The following is a 16598-nucleotide window of genomic DNA, read 5'->3' on the forward strand; positions in this document are numbered from 1 at the left end:
AATCATAATGAAGAAAATCATATCAACTCTAATTGTTGCTGCTACATTTTATTCCGGGCTTAATGCACAGTCGGGCTCGAAAACGCCTGAAGAGCAACTATACAGGCCTGGTTATCACTTTACCCCTCAAAAAGGCTGGATGAATGACCCGAACGGGATGTTTTATCTCAATGGAACCTATCATTTATTTTATCAGTATACACCTTTTCAGAGTGTGCCTGATTTCAGTAAGATGCATTGGGGACACGCCATCAGTAAAGATCTTATCCAATGGGAAGAACTGGCTCCTGCAATTGCCTATGATGAAAAAGGGGCAATTTTTTCCGGAAGTGCAGTGGTGGACAAGGATAATACATCTGGGTTTGGCGATGGGAAGAATGTTCCCGTGGTAGCCATTTTTACGTACCACGATATGAAAAAAGAGCAGGCTGGAGCAATCGATGCACAATCTCAGGCTATAGCTTATTCTTTGGATAATGGGAAAACGTGGACTAAATACAGCAATAATCCTGTACTGAAAAATCCGGGAATAAAAGATTTCCGGGATCCTAAGGTTTTTTGGAATGATAAAAGAAAACAATGGGTAATGGGAGTGGCAGCACAGGACAGACAGCATTTTTATGCCTCAAAAAACCTGAAAGACTGGACATTCCTTTCAGAATTTGGTAAAGATGTCGGCGGGCACGGCGGGGTTTGGGAATGCCCGGATCTTTTCCCGATCAAGGTAGAAGGAACCCATGAAGAAAAATGGGTGCTTATCGTTAATATCAATCCGGGTGGTCCGAATGGAGGTTCTGCAGCACAGTATTTTGTAGGTGATTTTGACGGAAAAACCTTCAAAATGGATGATCTTTTTACAAAGCAGCTCGAAAAAGAAAAAGTGGTCTGGCTGGATTGGGGACGAGATAATTATGCGAGTGTTTCTTTTGATAATGTTCCGGATAATAAAAGAGTAATTATCGGATGGATGTCAAATTGGGACTATTCGCCGAATGTACCTACGGAAAAATGGCGAGGAAGCTCTACTATTCCTCGTGAAGTGACTTTAAAAAAGTCCAAAGAGGGTTACACTTTGAAAAATATTCCTGTTTCCCAGCTTAAAAATTACAAAGGGAAGGCCGTTAAAAAAGAAATTAACCTTGTTTCTGATAAAAAGCTCGTCAGCAAAGGAGAAATAGACCTATCCAAAGCAGTTATAGATGTTGATCTTAAAAAAATGACCAAAGGAGTTTACAGTTTTGCTTTGAAAAATTCATTGGGAGAGCAAGTGATTTTCGGAATTGATAATAATAAGCAGGAACTTTTTATTGACCGTACCAAATCCGGGAAAGTAGATTTTAAGAACAATTTTGCAGACAAAATCTCAAAGGCGCCATTAGCAAAAAGCTACCAAAACGGAACGTTTAAAATTGTATTGGATAAAACGTCCATCGAAATTTTCTTCAATAACGGAGAAAAGGTAATGACCGAAATATTCTTCCCTAATGAAAGCTTTTCGGAGCTGAGCTTATCCACAGATACCAAAGGAAGTACTCTAAACATCAATGCTCATCAGCTTAAGATCAAATAAAAAAACTATACTATGAAAAAATACAAAATAGCCATAGCCTTCTGCCTTCTGCCTTTTTCATTTGTATTTGCACAGGAAGTAATTAAAGGTAAGGTAGTTTCCTCCAATCAGAAACCGTTGAGCGGGGTTATCGTAACCGTTTCGGAAACAGGTGCCAATACTACAACAGACAGCAGTGGTGCATTTCAGATCAACGACCTGCAAAAAGGCAACACTTTAGTTTTCACTTATCCGGATTATTCCACCCGTGAAGTGGTTGTGGATGAAAAGACGGTTCTTAACATTGTTTTAGCTGCAGAGAAAATAAAAAACATTGATGAGGTCATTGTAACCGGATATACCAAGCAGAAAAAAGCAGACATTACGGGTGCGGTTTCCGTGGTGGATATGAAAGACCTGAACAAGCAGGCCGAACCTAATCCTATCAAATCTTTGCAGGGAAGAGTAGCCGGTGTTAACATAACAGCCGACGGATCTCCTTCCGGCGGTAATACAAAAGTGTTGATTCGTGGGGTTGGAACCCTGAACAATACTGATCCATTGTATGTAATAGATGGTGTTCCTACAAAAGCCGGAATGCACGAACTCAATCCAAGTGACATCGAAACAATGCAGGTGCTGAAAGATGCATCTTCAGCAAGTATCTACGGTTCCAGGGCGGCTAATGGTGTGATCATTATCACTACCAAAAAAGGTAAAAAAGGGAAGATGAGAATCGACCTTAATTATTATACGGCGTATTCACAATACACCAAAAAAACAGAGGTTCTGAACGCAAAACAATTCGGACAGGTACTTTGGCAGGCGAACATCAATGACGGACTTAATCCGAATAGCAATAATCTGAGCTACAGTTTTGACTGGGGTGTTCAGAATGGTGTTCCAACCTTATACCACAGCAACGTTCCTGAATATCTGGATGCTGCAAAAACCATTAAATCTGCCGATACCAACTGGTATGATGAGGTTTCGCAGGCAGGTGTTGCTAATTCGCTGGATGTTTCTGCTTCTAGCGCTTCGGACAAAGGTTCTTATTTTTTCTCTCTGGGATATTATAACAATGATGGAATCGTGAAGCTCACCAATTTCAAAAGATTGTCTGCCCGTGTCAATACCTCTTATAATTTTTTTGACGGAAAACTGAAAATCGGAGAAAATTTCACCTTCAATAAAACCAATGAGCTGATGGATCCAGGCGTTTTAGATCCCGCATTACGTGCTTTGCCCATTATTCCTGTTCATACTGTAGACGGAATCGGGTGGGGCGGACCGGTTGGCGGAATGAATGACAGGCAAAACCCTGTCCGACTTTTGGAATACAATAAAGACAACGGCTACCAATACCAAAGATTCTTCGGAAATGTTTATGCCGAATTGCAGCCTGTGAAAAATTTGACCTTAAAATCCAGCTTCGGAATCGATCTTTCCAATTATTACAAAAGAATGCTGCAAAGAAGCTATGTTTCGGGCTACCTGCAAAACAAAACCAATGCAGTGAATATCGACCAGTCGGACACAGAAAAATGGACGTGGTCAAATACCGCACAATACACCGCAAAAGCTGGAAATCACCATTTTGATGTTTTGGGCGGAATGGAAATGTACCGGGATACATATAAAAATACCTGGCTGAGAAAAGAAGGATTTCTGATAGAAACACCGGATTATATGTATCCCGATGCAGGAACAGGAGATGCGTTCAACGGCGGAAGCTCCACCTATTACAGCCTGTTGTCCTACTTCGGGAAATTCTCTTATGATTATGACAACCGATACCTTTTCTCAGCAACAATACGTTATGACGGCTCCTCAAGATTCGGTAAAAATAACCGTTTCGGAACTTTCCCTGCATTTTCGGCTGGATGGAGAATCAATAAAGAACATTTTGCAGAAAATCTGATTCCGTTTTTCTCAGATTTGAGGTTAAGAGCAGGTTGGGGACAGACCGGAAATCAGGAAATCAGCAATTCAGCGGTTTATTCGCTGTATATAGCAAATTATGCGGGAGGAAATCCAACGTGGGCAACATCTTACGGTACGGCTTACGATATTTCCGGTGTTGGAAGCGGATTACTGCCATCAGGATTTATCGCAACTCAAACAAAAAATGATGACCTGAGATGGGAAACGACCACGCAGACCAATCTTGGTCTGGATTTCGGATTCTTTAATCAAAAACTGACAGGGAGTATCGATGTGTATAAAAAAGCAACAAAAGACATTCTGGTATTGCCGCCTTATCTTGGTGTAATCGGAGAAGGAGGAGACCGATGGATCAATGGTGCATCGATGGAGAATAAAGGGATTGAAGTTGCATTGTCTTATCAGAATGAAACCGCAGGAGGTTTCCGCTACGAAGTTTCAGGGAACATCTCGATGAACCGTAACAAAATTACCGAGCTTCCACAATCTGTTATCAATAATTATGGAGGAAACGGAACAACGGATAATATCTTGGGACGCCCGGTCAACTCAATGTACGGTTATGTTGCTGATGGGCTTTTCAGGACTCAGGCAGAGGTGGATAATTCTGCAACTCAGTCAGGTAAAGGCTTGGGAAGAATCCGCTATGCGGATTTAAATGGTGACGGAATGATTGACGACAAAGACAGAACATGGATTGGCAATCCGAATCCGGAATTTATGTATGGTATCAACCTCAACTTTTCATATAAAAACTTTGATCTTTCAACATTCTGGCAAGGCATCGGCGATGTAGATGTCATCAATTCAAAAAAATACCAGACTGATTTCTGGAGCGTGGATGATGTAGGTTCCAATAAAGGGACAAGGCTTCTGAATGCGTGGTCGCCACAGAATCCAAATTCGGATATTCCTGCACTTACGACGGTGGACAGCAATGCAGAATCCAGGTTCTCATCGTATTATGTGGAAAGTGGAAGTTATCTGAAGCTGAGGGTTTTACAGTTGGGTTACACATTTCCGAAATCTTTAATGGAGCAGTATAACATTGCTAATTTCAGGATTTATGCAAGTGTTCAGAATCTCTGGACAATAAAATCCAAAAGCTTTACAGGAATAGATCCCGAAACACCGGCATTCGGTTATCCGTTACCGCTGACGTTCAATTTTGGAGTTAATTTTTCCCTATAATTTTTAAATAATAAAAAATGAAAAAGAATATACTTTTAACAATAGCTTTTGCCTTTTTGCTGGGAACTACTTCCTGCAACGATTTTCTAGACAATGAGCCGAGAGGTGTACTTTCCGAAGCCGATGTAGTAACGCCTCAGAATGTGGATGGTTTTGTGGTTGCAGCCTACGCATCTCTTGGAAACGACCATTATGATACTCCTTTCAGTCTTTGGCCCTATGGAAATGTCCGTTCTGATGATGCCTACAAAGGAGGAAGCGGAACCAATGATATCCAGACCTTTCACTTTTTTGAAATTTCAAACAACATCCGTTCAGATTTTGGCGAATTAGACAGGTTATGGTATCTCAATTATGTGGGAATTTCAAGATGTAACAAAGCGATTGCCGCACTTAAGCAGCTTTCAGATTCCGAATATCCGAACAAGCAAAAGCGGATTGCCGAGATGAGCTTCGTGAGAGGACATTACTACTTTTTGCTGAAAACGTTATTTAAATATGTGCCTTATGTGGATGAAAATACACCGATTGATGAGTATCCGAAAATCTCCAACAGAGCAAAAACCGACCAGCAGTTATGGGAAGCAATTGCTTCTAATTTTGAATTCGCAGCCGCTAATCTGCCTGCTATACAGGCGGAAGTGGGAAGGCCAAAGAAAAGTGCTGCCTATGCTTATCTTGCTAAAGTAAGGCTCTACCAGGCGTATGAGCAGGATGATAACTATACGGTAACACAGGTAAATCCGGTTACGCTTCAGAAATCTATTGATGCTGCCAATCAGGTGATCGGAAATTATACATTGGAGCCGGATTTCGGATATAATTTTATGCCCGGAACACACGAGAACGGCCCGGAAGCTGTCTTTTCCATTCAATATTCTGATAATGACGGAACGCTTTTCGGAAGGCTTAATTTCGGAGATATGCTTTCTGTGCCGCAAGGTTTGGGATGTTGTGATTTTCATAAGCCAAGCCAGAATCTGGTAAACGCATTCAAAACGACATCGCAGGGGCTGCCGATGTTCGATACTTTTAACGATTCGGATCTGAATTACAACCAATTGAACAGTTATAAAGTAGATCCGAGATTATATCACACCGTTGCTTTGCCAGGGCTGCCGTGGAAATACGACGAAAACAAAATCTTTCAGGAAAGCTGGAGCAGAAGCCCGGGAACGTATGGGTATTATTCTTCATTAAAAGAAAATGTGCCTGTAGGATGTGGCTGTACCGTGAATGTGGACCCTTTCTACGGAAATTCCAAAAACAGGATTATCATCAGATATTCTGATGTTTTGCTGATGAAAGCTGAAGCCTTAATTGAACTGGGACAAATCAACGAAGCATTGCCATTAATCAATCAGGTGAGACAGCGGGCTGCCAATAGTACGGTTCTTACAGGAAGTTATACCACCAACAATCTGATCAGTAAGTATGAGCCGGGCGTGAACTGTACGTGGAACCAGGATTTCGCAAGAAAAGCATTGCGATGGGAGAGAAGAATGGAGTTTGCCATGGAAGGAAGCCGTTTCTTTGACCTCGTAAGATGGGGCGTTACAGCAGGAACAATGAACAGCTATTATTCTGTTGAGAAAACTAAAAGATCTTACTATTCGCAGGCGGGATTTGACCAAGGAATTGAAGAATACTGTCCGATTCCTTTGGCACAGATCAATTTCAGCCAGGGACTGTATAAACAAAATAAAGGATATTAAAAACAAGATAGAAATGAAAACGATATTCACCAACAGAATTTATAATAGTATTAATAGAAAATGAAGTATTTTTATTACTTCAGAGACTATTCTATAATATCAATATCAAAAATATAATTAATGTTTATCAATAAGAAAATTAATGTAATAAGTTTTGGAGAAGTCCTTTTCGACGTTTTTGGAGAAGAGAAAAAAATCGGGGGAGCTCCTCTCAATCTAGCTCTCAGAACAGCTTCGTATGGCTTTCCCGTTGCTATGATCAGTGCCGTAGGAAATGATGAAGAAGGAAAGGTAATTCTGGATCATACCAAAGAAAATGCTCTTGAAACTGCAGGAATCATTGTTTCTCCGGAATATAATACAGGAATTGTTCAGGTGTCTTTAAATGAACGCGGCTCTGCAACGTACGAGATCAAATTTCCTTCTGCATGGGATTTTATCAGTGTTGATGAAAAAATAATGGATACCGTAAAAGAGGCGGATGTTTTTTTCTATGGAAGTCTTGCCTGCAGAAATGACGTTTCTCAAAAGACGCTTTTCTCCATATTAGATTCCAATGATAAAATGTTTAAAGTTTTTGATGTGAATCTAAGAAAGCCCTTTTACAATATTCAGCTTCTGGAAAAACTTATGAACAGGGCAGACTTTATCAAATTTAATGATGAGGAAATATTGGAAATTGCTGCCGGAATGGGATTTGAATCCGAGGATCTGGAATCAAACATCAAGTTTATATCAGAAAAAACAAACACGCCTGCAATCTGTGTAACTTTAGGAAAACACGGATCTATCCTCTTGTGGAATAATCAATTGTACAGACACGAAGGTTATCCTGTGAAAGTAGCAGATACAGTAGGAGCAGGAGATTCTTTCTTGGCCAGCCTGATTGCGAAACTGCTTTCAGATCAAAATCCTGATGAAGCTCTTAATTTTGCAAGTGCCGTCGGTGCTTTGGTCGCAAGTTATTCCGGGGCCAATCCTAAGATAGAAAATTCTGAAATTGATGCATTTTTGAAACAGAATGCTTATTGATCAGCCCATCATATTTCAAATATTTCGATAATAGAAGAAAACTCCTGTGTTTATGGGAGTTTTCTCTTATTTAAATTCTATTGCAGCATTGAGCTTGAGATGCTCTTCTTCGGCGGTGATGTTTTGGTAGTTCTTTATCTCTTCAGCGGTTAGAACGATTATTTGTTAAAAACTGGAGGACTGTATAATAAATTTGATAGAAATATTTGCCTAATTTTCTGTATATTGTGTTAATTATAGTATTATTTCACAAATAAATAATACCATAATGGTATTTATATCTCCAGTGAAAGCACAAAGAAAATTAGAAACAAATCCCAACTCTTGCCAGGATTTTATTCTTTCCTTACCTGCCACAAAAAATCCTTGTTGTGATTTAAGAATATTTGATATTAAAACCGGTAGCCAATACTCAAACCAAATTTTGCAACCACGTCATGATCCGTTTTGTCTGCATTAAACAATAGTTTTCCGTAGCCTGCATTAGCTTCAAAAACCAATCCTTTTTTTGTGACGAGTTTATAGCCCAGACCAGCACCCAGCGCAACATCATAAACATCTTTCTTTTCAGTGAATGTCACGTTGTCCGCTGCGTATATTTTTTTCCCATCAATGGAAGTAAATGCTCCAAATCCTTCGACAAAAAAACCGGAAGCATATTTTTTTCCAAAATAATACCTGTAATATGGGGAAATGTAGTAATTCAGATCCTCATTTTCTGTATTATCATAAACGAAAAATGCAGAAATTCCGAGTGATGAGTTTTTGTTGAGATGTCTTTCAAAACCTGCTTCCACAGCACCGGCTAATGGCGCGATTAAATTTAATCTAATTTCATTGTTTTTCTGATAAGGATTTGCATCAGTTCCATTTTCATTTTGAGCTTTAACAGAATAAAAAGCAAACAACATGATGAGTAGTAAAAAGTTCTTTTTCATAAAAAATTAATTTGAATTATTGAAGTGCAAAACTCAAATAATTCAAATTAGAACGGGTTTCAAAAGCTTAAAAATGGAGAAAATGGTACCTATTTGCTGGTATTTTTGTATTCATTGGGTGTTTGACCGGTTACTTTTTTAAAGGCTTTATAAAAAGTTGTTTTTGAAGTAAACCCGGATTCTAGTCCCATCGTAAGCAACGTATAGTTTTCGTATTCCGGATCCGATATCATTTCCTTCACAGCTTCCACCCGGTATTGATTGATGTAGTGGGCAAAGTTGTCTCCCGTTATCGTGTTTACAATTTGTGAAACATATCCTGCACTTATGCCTAGTTTTTCAGCTACTTTTTCCCTGTTTAATGTACTGTCGGTATAAATGTGCTCATCTTTGCAGAGAAGTTCCAGTTTTTGAAAATAAAGATTATCTGCCGTGATAGATTCCTTATACTCTTGTGGTATACTAACTTCTACAATTGGCAGATTGGGAGACAAAACAGCTGAATCATTATTTAGAAAATGGTAGACAGCATCTTTATTTTTGGCAAGCTTGTATTTGTAAATGCCTATATAGGCTGTCCAATGCATGATAAATGTAGCCGATAAAGCCAGTACACTCATGGTAGAGGAAATGTCTATTCCCAAAAAGAAGCCGGTCATATACGTAATTAGCCAGGTAGATAATAATAAATAGAGCGTCGTTAATAAGGTGATGACCCATTTTTTCTCTTGTGGGTCTTTTAAATGCCTTATCATAAAATAAGAATAAAAAGGTGGAAAGAGTATGATGATAAAGGCAAATAAAAGCTGAATCAGTCTAAGTATATTGATGATAAAAATGCCTGAGCCTGGGATTTTATAAATTCCTAAAATATCATTAAGATGGTATAGAATAACAAAAGTAGAGGAATAGGCAAACGGAATGTAATACAAATAAGTTCTTTGTCTGTTCTTTACGGTATCATCAATTCGGTTTATTATAAACTGGAAGATGAAGACAGGCAGTAAAAATATCCACTCAATATAGTCCAGAAAACACAGCAAAGGATAGGACTTAAATGCACCCTCAAGTTCAAAAACATAATTCAGTAAAACCATGGAAAGTGCAAACAGTAAGTACGCTAAATACTTATTTGATTTACTATTGAATAGGGAAGATTTTAAAATAACTACGCCTAAGACTATTCCCTGAAAAATCGCAATATTTAAAAGTGTTGTATAGATCAATTGTATAAAAGTGGTTATAAGGTTTTATGGTGGCTAAATGTACCTCTTTCATAAGGATTGATAAAAAGAATTAACTTTTTTAAGAGTTAGGAAATCTGCTCAGCTGAAATGATTGATGAATTGGTGTGAAAAATAAATGTAAAAACAGATTTGGCGAATTAAAAAACGGCGCTATCGGGCTATTGGTGAAAGTATTAGGTTTAATTGACCTTTATATCATCAAACAACTGGTTAACTACTTTTTCTAAAATTTCTCCTGTTTCATTAAAGCTGGTGTTGGTCAATATGGATATTCCTATATTTTGTTTAGGATAAATCACAAACCAATTCTGCATTCCGTAGATCCCTCCGTGATGTCTGTATAGTAATTGATTACCATTTTCTATGATGTACCAATGATAACCTTCCCAAAAATCAGCACCTTCTTTGTATAGTTTTTGATGAGATTCGTTGACAATAGGATTGGATGGGTCAAGCTGCAGTTTCATATATTTCACCAAATCCGTAGTGGTAGAGTGCAATCCTGAAATTCCACCCCATAAAGTTCTTTTAAAATTAGGCATTAACACGTTTTTATCGTTATAGCCTTTTACCAATCTTGTTCTGTCATTTTCACTGAGTGTAAACTTGGTTTGATTCATATTATTGGGTTTCAACACAAATTCACTGACCAGTTCCTCATAAGATTTTTGATACACTTTTTCAAGGATATAGGCTGTCAACTCCGGAGCTGTGTTTGAATAGGAATAGATTTGTCCGGGTTTCGTTTCAATGTTGATGAGTTTTAATCCTTCAAAAAAGGCTTTTTTATTTTCGCTTTTTATCGGGAAATTAGGAAATCCACTGGTATGGGTGATGAGGTGTTTGATTCTTATAGGCTCACCTCTAAACTCTAAATTGGGATAAGGTTCGTTAAGATAGATTCTGATATCATCCTCTACATTTATTTTCTGATCAAGTACAGCTTTAGCGGCTATATACCCCGTAAAGGTTTTAGTGACAGAAGCTAATTCATAAAGGGTAGAATCGTTGGGTTTGTTTCCTTTTCCAATAGTTAATTCTCCAAAATGTTTTATGGTGGATTTTCCATCTTTAAGCACTGCAATGGAAACAGAATGAAATCTTTTGTCCTCTAATAACTGAAGTGCATTTTTGATAATTGCATTTTCAATATTTTGTGTATGGGTTGGCTGAACACTTTTACACCCAAGTACGGCAAAAAATAAAATAAGGGTTGCATATTTCATGGACAGAATTTTAATTTGATATTCATAATCTGATGCAAATATGCTGTAGAGAATCTTGAAAAAAGTCCGTATAAAAAAGTCGGACTCATTTTAATCAAATAAAATGAGTCTGATTATCTGCAATCCGGAGTTTGAGTATTTACAATCGATTAGTTATCAATTGTTTCTGTATGCTGTTGGCGTTTGGTTCGTATATTTTTTAAAAGAGGTATGAAAAGAAGATTTTGAATTAAACCCCACTTCATATAAAATTTCTAGCACCGTATATTCTTTTTTCGTGGGATCTTTCAGAAGGGTCATTGCTTTTTTAACGCGGTATTCATTCACAAAATCAAAAAAATGCTGATTGAGGTGATGGTTAATTAATACAGACAACTCACGAACGGGAATGTTCAGCTGATCCGCCAATTCCTGAATCGTTAATGAAGGCTCTAAAAAAGGTTCTTTTTCAACCATGAAATTTTTAAGCTGTTCGATCTGAATATTTTTTGTTTCGTCAGTTTTATTTTCAGTTTCAAAAGTTTCAGCAAAATTTTTTGTCGGTTGTAAGGTAGAATCAATTCTGCGAAAAAGCTCAGGATAATGTAATGCCTTTAATATAAACCAGCAGGCAGTCAATAAAAACACGGTTCCCGCAACAATATTCAACCATATAAATAGATCTCTATGTTGGGTGTATCTTACGATGTTTTTTAAAATAATACATACATGGATAATTAAGAAAATCACGGCAAGCTGAGACAGCCATTGGTATAACAAAGTGTTGGGGTTGGTATAATTTTCGAGGTAAATCTTCTTGTATTTTTTAAGGACAAGGAATATACCGACGATATAAAAGAAAAACTGCAGCTCTCCGATGAGTTGATAAAAAAACATTTCAGGGGAATGCCACATCACTTTAAAGAAATCTTCTTTAGCAGCACCTTCTGCCAGATAAAGCCGTGGAACTAAAATTAAATTGGCGGCAATGAAAGGAATAAGATGCAGTAAGTGCTTTCTTTTTAAGGTGAAATCAGCATAACAAACGGCATTTACGTACAGATAGAAAAGCGGCATTACCAATAAGTAAGCAGATATTTTGAAAGCTTTCAGATTATAACTATCCACAAAAAGGTGCATGAAAAGTCCGCTGATATCAATGGCATTAATGATAAGGAACGCCGCAAATAATCTGTTTTCCAGTTTTCTTTCTGTTTTTACCGTTAACAAAAATACGGCAAGCAGCAGTGATACAAAAACGGCTATCGCAGCAATAACTTCCAGAAAACTTAGTTTGTCCATGTAATCTTTTTGTAAAAATAGGGTATAAGTAATCTATTTTAGAAATTTTTATAGATCTTTTAAAAATAGTTTCAGTGGATCTACAGATAAACTTGTAGTGGGCATAAAAAAGAGACAACCCATAAATAGTTGTCTCCTTAAGTGATTTAACGCATGTTTATACAAACACTTTTGTCGTTGATTTACTTTTTAGTGGGCAAAAGTTGATTGATTTTTAAAATCATTTCCTTTGCATTGTTATTGGCTGGGTCTAACTCTAATGATTTCTGATAATCATCCTTTGATAATTGATATTCTTTTTTATTGAAATAAGCTTCCCCACGGCTGTCATAAACATTGGCTGATTGAGGAAACACAGAAACATTAAGACTGAAAATTTTAATAGCTGAATCTACATTTCCACCTCTTAACAGTTCATATCCTAATTTATTCAGTTCACTTGGGTTTTCAAAACTATATTCTTTTTCAGAATTTTCTTTGAGTAAATCGTAAGTTGCTATAGCTTTATTGATGTCGATGAAAGATTCTTTTCTTATAGCTTGATAAATAGATTTTTTAGGAATTTCATACTCTTTTCCCAGCATTAAGTTGTGAATAATATGCCCCAGATCCCAAGCTCTATTGAGGTTATTGGACAATAGAATGATCGTAATGTTATTTTTAAAATCGTTTAAAAAAATGGATTCAAATTTATATGATACACCATTGTGTCTTTGTAGGTCTTCTTTTTCAAAGTATCTGCCAAGTGATCCGCCTTCGTCTTTTGCGTATGGATTATTCAACAAAGTCTGAAAGGATTTTTTGGATATTAAACGATTAGAATTCATTGCATGAAGCCATTTGTACAGATCATTGCTGTCTACCCAAAGCCAGCCGCTTATAAATTCCAATTCCGGGCATCGGACATTATCCATATCATAACAAGAGGTTCTGTTTTTATAACCCAATTCTGGATCGAATACTGAATTGGTCATTTTCAACGGTTTAATTATATTTTTAGTGACAAATTCCTGATAGGACATTCCGGTTACCTTTTCAATGATTCTTCTTTGCAAAAACACATTGCTATTGTCATAGCTGTAACTGGTCCCGGGTTCAAATAACAAGGTATCATTATTTCTCAGAATCTTCCAGGCCTCTTCATCATTTTTCGGAATTATGAGTTTGTTTTCGATTTTAGGAATACCGCTGGCATAATTAATAAGGTGTCTTATGGTAACTTTTTCTGACCATTTCGGCAGTCCCAAATTAAATTTAGATATATGGTCATCAAGATTAAGGAGACCTCGTTCCATTAGAATCATGATGGAGACCGCATTAAATTCCTTTGCAATAGAGCCTGGGTTAAATATTGACTGATCAGTTAAAAGGGATTGTTTCGTTTCATCGGTAAAGCCAAATGATTTTTGATAGATGATTTTATTATTTTTAGCGATAAGGACGTTTCCATTAAATAAACCTCTTTCATAGGATTTTGTCATTAAAGAATCAATTTGATTCCTGACGATTTGACTGTTTTTCTCAATTTTTTGAGAGTATATAGGTATTGAAAAAAGAAAAAGAAAGGTTACAATTATATTTTTCATTAGTAATTTTTTGAATTTGATTTTATGCTATTCTTTTGATAAACTTGAGTACAACAATTTTCTTGATGGGTGAACCAAAGCTGCAGAAAACTTTTTGATAGTAATTCATTTTATTTTTAATTATTTTGCTGCAAAAATACGCCAGAGCACGTTAATATGCGACCGATTAAAAAAAATCGAACTCATTTTCCGGAAAAAATCGGATTTTACAAAGCTTGTTTTTTAAAATCTGTTGGCGTTTTTCCCGTATATTTTTTGAAAGAAGTATTAAACGAAGATTTGGAATTAAAGCCAACCTGGTACAAAATTTCCAAAACAGTCAGTTCTTTTTGAGAAGGATCTTTCAGGATCTGCATTGCTTTTTCAATTCTATATTCATTCACGAAATCGAAAAAGTGTTTATCCATATACAGGTTAATCAGAGTAGATAAATCTTTTACGGGAATTTTTACCTGCTCAGATAAGTCCTGAATAGTTAATGACGAATCCAGGTAAGGTTCTTCTTCCACCATAAAATCTTTTAAAAATTGGATTTCCTTATTTTTTTCCTCAACTGTTAAAGGGTTGGTTTTCTGTTTCGGAATAACTTCTTTAATAGGTTTCAGGTCGGAATTCACTCCCCTGAAAAATTCAGGTTTGGTTAACGCAACAAATAGATACCAGCAGGTGCAGAATAAAAACGCAAACCCATCAAGGGTTACAATCCAGGCCCGGATCTCGCCCATCCCAAAGATAAAAGTAACCAGCCATCTTATAAGGACTATAAAATGTAAAATGTAATATAGAATTGTTATTTTATAAAGTGCATTTAGGATAGACATATCCGGATTTGTATAATTCTCGAGATAGATGGTTTTAGATTTTTTAATCACCAAAAATGAAGCAATAAAATAAACCTGAAATAGAACTTCGAAAAGGATATGAAAAAACTGCATGATAGGTGATTCGCTTAAAGCATTGATGAAACTCACTTTCGAAGCTCTGTCTTCAAAATAAATCCCATACGCCATATACAAATTGAACGCAATAAACGGAATGGTGTGCCATAAATGTTTCGGTTTTAATCGAAAGTTGGAAAAACAAACGGACAATACATAGAGATAAAACGATGCCGGAACCAAATAGTTAATACTCCAGCGAAACGCCTCGAGATTGATGAAATTAACCGGGAAATCACGCATCAGAAATTTTAATGCATCTACAGCATTTGTAAAAAGAAAGAAAGCGAGAAGGCGATTTCTTAATTTATATTTTGTTTTAACAGTAAACAAAAATAAGGCAAGAAACAGCACCAAAAATATCCCTATAAGCGCTGCTACTTCCAAAAAGCTGTATTTGTCCATGGATTTTTAAAGTAGGTGCAATTTAATATTTAAATAGGAAAGCCTAAAGAAGTATAGATGATTTTATCCAAATGCTAAATGGAGATAATAGTTCTGAAGAAGGGAGGGCGTAAAACCGTAGAGTGGAGCTGGTGAAAAAATAATGTAAATCCTGCAAGGATAGAATTGTAGGTTGTTTGTTTAAACAAATCCCAACGAAAAAAGCTGGGATTTTTTGTTTTGATTTTTGCTGCATTGAGCTGGTAAATAAGATCATTTCCTTTAAACTTATTTTAAAGCCAGAACATTTCGGAGGGCTGGGCTTTTCTTTTAATTCATATCTTCTACTTACGAATTAGAATTTATTTTTTGCTCTAACAAATTAGATATAACATGCTGGATATTATCTATGTCTTTAGTACTCTTAAGATCAATTAATAGATTGATTTGATCTTCAAATGTCATTTTCTCGGCCATTAATTTCATTTCTATAAATGCATGTATAATTGCTGTTCCTATCTCCATTATAAGTAAGTTAGCAATGTAATTTATGAGGTCTACTGAAGATTGTATGTTTGAGTTTTTAAGTTCAGTAAAAGCTTTTATATAATATTCTGGATTTCCCAGGTCGTTTACCGATTTATGAATTTCATCTACATTTACATTTTGCAAGATGAAGTTTTTATTATTTTCTGTTGTTCCTAATTTTGAGGCAATATTTTTTTTTATTTCAGTTTATATTGTAATCCATAAGTCTGGTACGAGATTTTAGTGCCTGTTTTTTGAGCGTCCATTGTATAGAATTTTGCCTTCTATTTAATACCATAATTTTTCTATATTTAGAACAAGTATATAAATATAATATAAAAAAAGACAATGCCAATAAACCAAATACCTCCGGACGGAGGCCTCTTATATAAAGAAACAGATATGGCTCAGTTTTTCCCTGAGCCATTCAATGCAGTAACTGCTGTATTATTTTTAGCCATAGCTATTTTTTGGACCCTTAAAATGAAGGGTAATTTTAAAGAATATCCTTTTTTAACCTACTGCTTAGTTTTATTATATATTGGTGCCATAGGGGGAACTGTTTACCATTCATTCAGACAATGGCCGGTATTTATTATGATGGACTGGATGCCCATTATGTTGCTCTGTTTATCTGCCGGATTTTATTTTGTAGCTCAGAGTACCAGATGGTACTATGCTGTTGTAATGGTTCTGGGATATCTGGTACTTATGTTGGGTTTAAGAAACTGGATTTTAATTAATAACACTTCTCTTTTTATCAACCTAAATTATGCAATCATGGCCTCATTTGTACTTTTCTCGGTATTGAGGTATTTGATGTATACCCAATGGAAAGCCGGTAAATGGGTAGGCTTTGCTTTATTGTCGTTTGTTCTTGCCCTGACCTTCCGTATAGCCGACAAATGGGAATGGCTGAGTTTCGGAACCCACTTTTTATGGCATACCTTTGGGGCGGCAGCAACATTTTGCATGCTTAATTATATCTATCTTACGCGGAATACAATTAGAAAAACATAAGTGGTTTTTATATTTTCCT

Annotated in this window: 12 protein-coding genes; 5 read left to right on the forward strand and 7 right to left on the reverse strand. The window is 36.4% G+C overall.

Translation table 11 applies throughout. From position 1 onward, the window contains the following. Positions 1-7: 7 nt before the first annotated feature. From LQV47_RS08735 to LQV47_RS08750, 4 genes are all read left to right on the forward strand, one after another. A complete protein-coding gene (locus LQV47_RS08735) occupies positions 8-1570 on the forward strand; it encodes a glycoside hydrolase family 32 protein (RefSeq protein ID WP_230035961.1) in 1563 nt (520 codons plus the stop codon). Between the two features lie 12 nt (positions 1571-1582). Then, entirely contained in the window at positions 1583-4684 is a 3102-nt protein-coding gene (locus LQV47_RS08740) for a TonB-dependent receptor (protein WP_230035963.1), read from the forward strand. Between the two features lie 17 nt (positions 4685-4701). Beyond that, positions 4702-6399, forward strand: coding sequence for a RagB/SusD family nutrient uptake outer membrane protein (locus LQV47_RS08745; protein ID WP_230035965.1), 1698 nt, complete (start codon positions 4702-4704; stop codon positions 6397-6399). A 120-nt stretch (positions 6400-6519) separates the two neighbouring features. Beyond that, positions 6520-7431 (forward strand): carbohydrate kinase, encoded by a 912-nt coding sequence (locus tag LQV47_RS08750; RefSeq protein ID WP_230035967.1) that lies wholly within the window; start codon positions 6520-6522, stop codon positions 7429-7431. A 392-nt stretch (positions 7432-7823) separates the two neighbouring features. On the opposite strand, the gene LQV47_RS08755 is transcribed toward LQV47_RS08750, so the two are convergent. The 7 genes from LQV47_RS08755 to LQV47_RS08785 form a co-directional block, all read right to left on the reverse strand. Continuing rightward, on the reverse strand, positions 7824-8369 hold the full coding sequence (locus LQV47_RS08755; RefSeq protein ID WP_230035969.1) for a DUF3575 domain-containing protein: 546 nt from the start codon (positions 8367-8369) through the stop codon (positions 7824-7826). Between the two features lie 89 nt (positions 8370-8458). Continuing rightward, the gene (locus LQV47_RS08760) at positions 8459-9466 is read right to left on the reverse strand and encodes a helix-turn-helix domain-containing protein (RefSeq protein WP_230035971.1); all 1008 of its coding nucleotides are present in this window, start codon (positions 9464-9466) and stop codon (positions 8459-8461) included. 329 nt (positions 9467-9795) lie between these two features. Further along, a complete protein-coding gene (locus LQV47_RS08765) occupies positions 9796-10842 on the reverse strand; it encodes a serine hydrolase domain-containing protein (RefSeq protein WP_230035973.1) in 1047 nt (348 codons plus the stop codon). Positions 10843-10998: 156 nt separating this feature from the next. Then, the gene (locus LQV47_RS08770; protein WP_230035975.1) at positions 10999-12123 is read right to left on the reverse strand and encodes a helix-turn-helix transcriptional regulator; all 1125 of its coding nucleotides are present in this window, start codon (positions 12121-12123) and stop codon (positions 10999-11001) included. 182 nt (positions 12124-12305) lie between these two features. Beyond that, entirely contained in the window at positions 12306-13604 is a 1299-nt protein-coding gene (locus LQV47_RS08775) for a serine hydrolase (protein WP_230035977.1), read from the reverse strand. A gap of 311 nt (positions 13605-13915) precedes the next feature. Next, on the reverse strand, positions 13916-15052 hold the full coding sequence (locus LQV47_RS08780; protein ID WP_230035979.1) for an AraC family transcriptional regulator: 1137 nt from the start codon (positions 15050-15052) through the stop codon (positions 13916-13918). Positions 15053-15379: 327 nt separating this feature from the next. Next, a complete protein-coding gene (locus LQV47_RS08785) occupies positions 15380-15703 on the reverse strand; it encodes a hypothetical protein (protein WP_230035981.1) in 324 nt (107 codons plus the stop codon). A 204-nt stretch (positions 15704-15907) separates the two neighbouring features. On the opposite strand from LQV47_RS08785, the gene LQV47_RS08790 reads away from it, so the two are divergent. After that, entirely contained in the window at positions 15908-16579 is a 672-nt protein-coding gene (locus tag LQV47_RS08790) for a hypothetical protein (protein WP_230035983.1), read from the forward strand. Positions 16580-16598: the final 19 nt, after the last annotated feature.

It is taken from the genome of Chryseobacterium sp. Bi04, from assembly GCF_918698085.1.
Classification (GTDB): Bacteria; Bacteroidota; Bacteroidia; order Flavobacteriales; family Weeksellaceae; genus Chryseobacterium.

Coding starts and splice junctions, on each gene's coding strand:
- LQV47_RS08735 (WP_230035961.1), top strand. CDS start 8: ATGAAGAAAATCATATCAACTCTAATTGTTGCTGCTACATTTTATTCC.
- LQV47_RS08740 (WP_230035963.1), top strand. CDS start 1,583: ATGAAAAAATACAAAATAGCCATAGCCTTCTGCCTTCTGCCTTTTTCA.
- LQV47_RS08745 (WP_230035965.1), top strand. CDS start 4,702: ATGAAAAAGAATATACTTTTAACAATAGCTTTTGCCTTTTTGCTGGGA.
- LQV47_RS08750 (WP_230035967.1), top strand. CDS start 6,520: ATGTTTATCAATAAGAAAATTAATGTAATAAGTTTTGGAGAAGTCCTT.
- LQV47_RS08755 (WP_230035969.1), bottom strand. CDS start 8,369: ATGAAAAAGAACTTTTTACTACTCATCATGTTGTTTGCTTTTTATTCT.
- LQV47_RS08760 (WP_230035971.1), bottom strand. CDS start 9,466: ATGGTTTTACTGAATTATGTTTTTGAACTTGAGGGTGCATTTAAGTCC.
- LQV47_RS08765 (WP_230035973.1), bottom strand. CDS start 10,842: ATGAAATATGCAACCCTTATTTTATTTTTTGCCGTACTTGGGTGTAAA.
- LQV47_RS08770 (WP_230035975.1), bottom strand. CDS start 12,123: ATGGACAAACTAAGTTTTCTGGAAGTTATTGCTGCGATAGCCGTTTTT.
- LQV47_RS08775 (WP_230035977.1), bottom strand. CDS start 13,604: ATGACAAAATCCTATGAAAGAGGTTTATTTAATGGAAACGTCCTTATC.
- LQV47_RS08780 (WP_230035979.1), bottom strand. CDS start 15,052: ATGGACAAATACAGCTTTTTGGAAGTAGCAGCGCTTATAGGGATATTT.
- LQV47_RS08790 (WP_230035983.1), top strand. CDS start 15,908: ATGCCAATAAACCAAATACCTCCGGACGGAGGCCTCTTATATAAAGAA.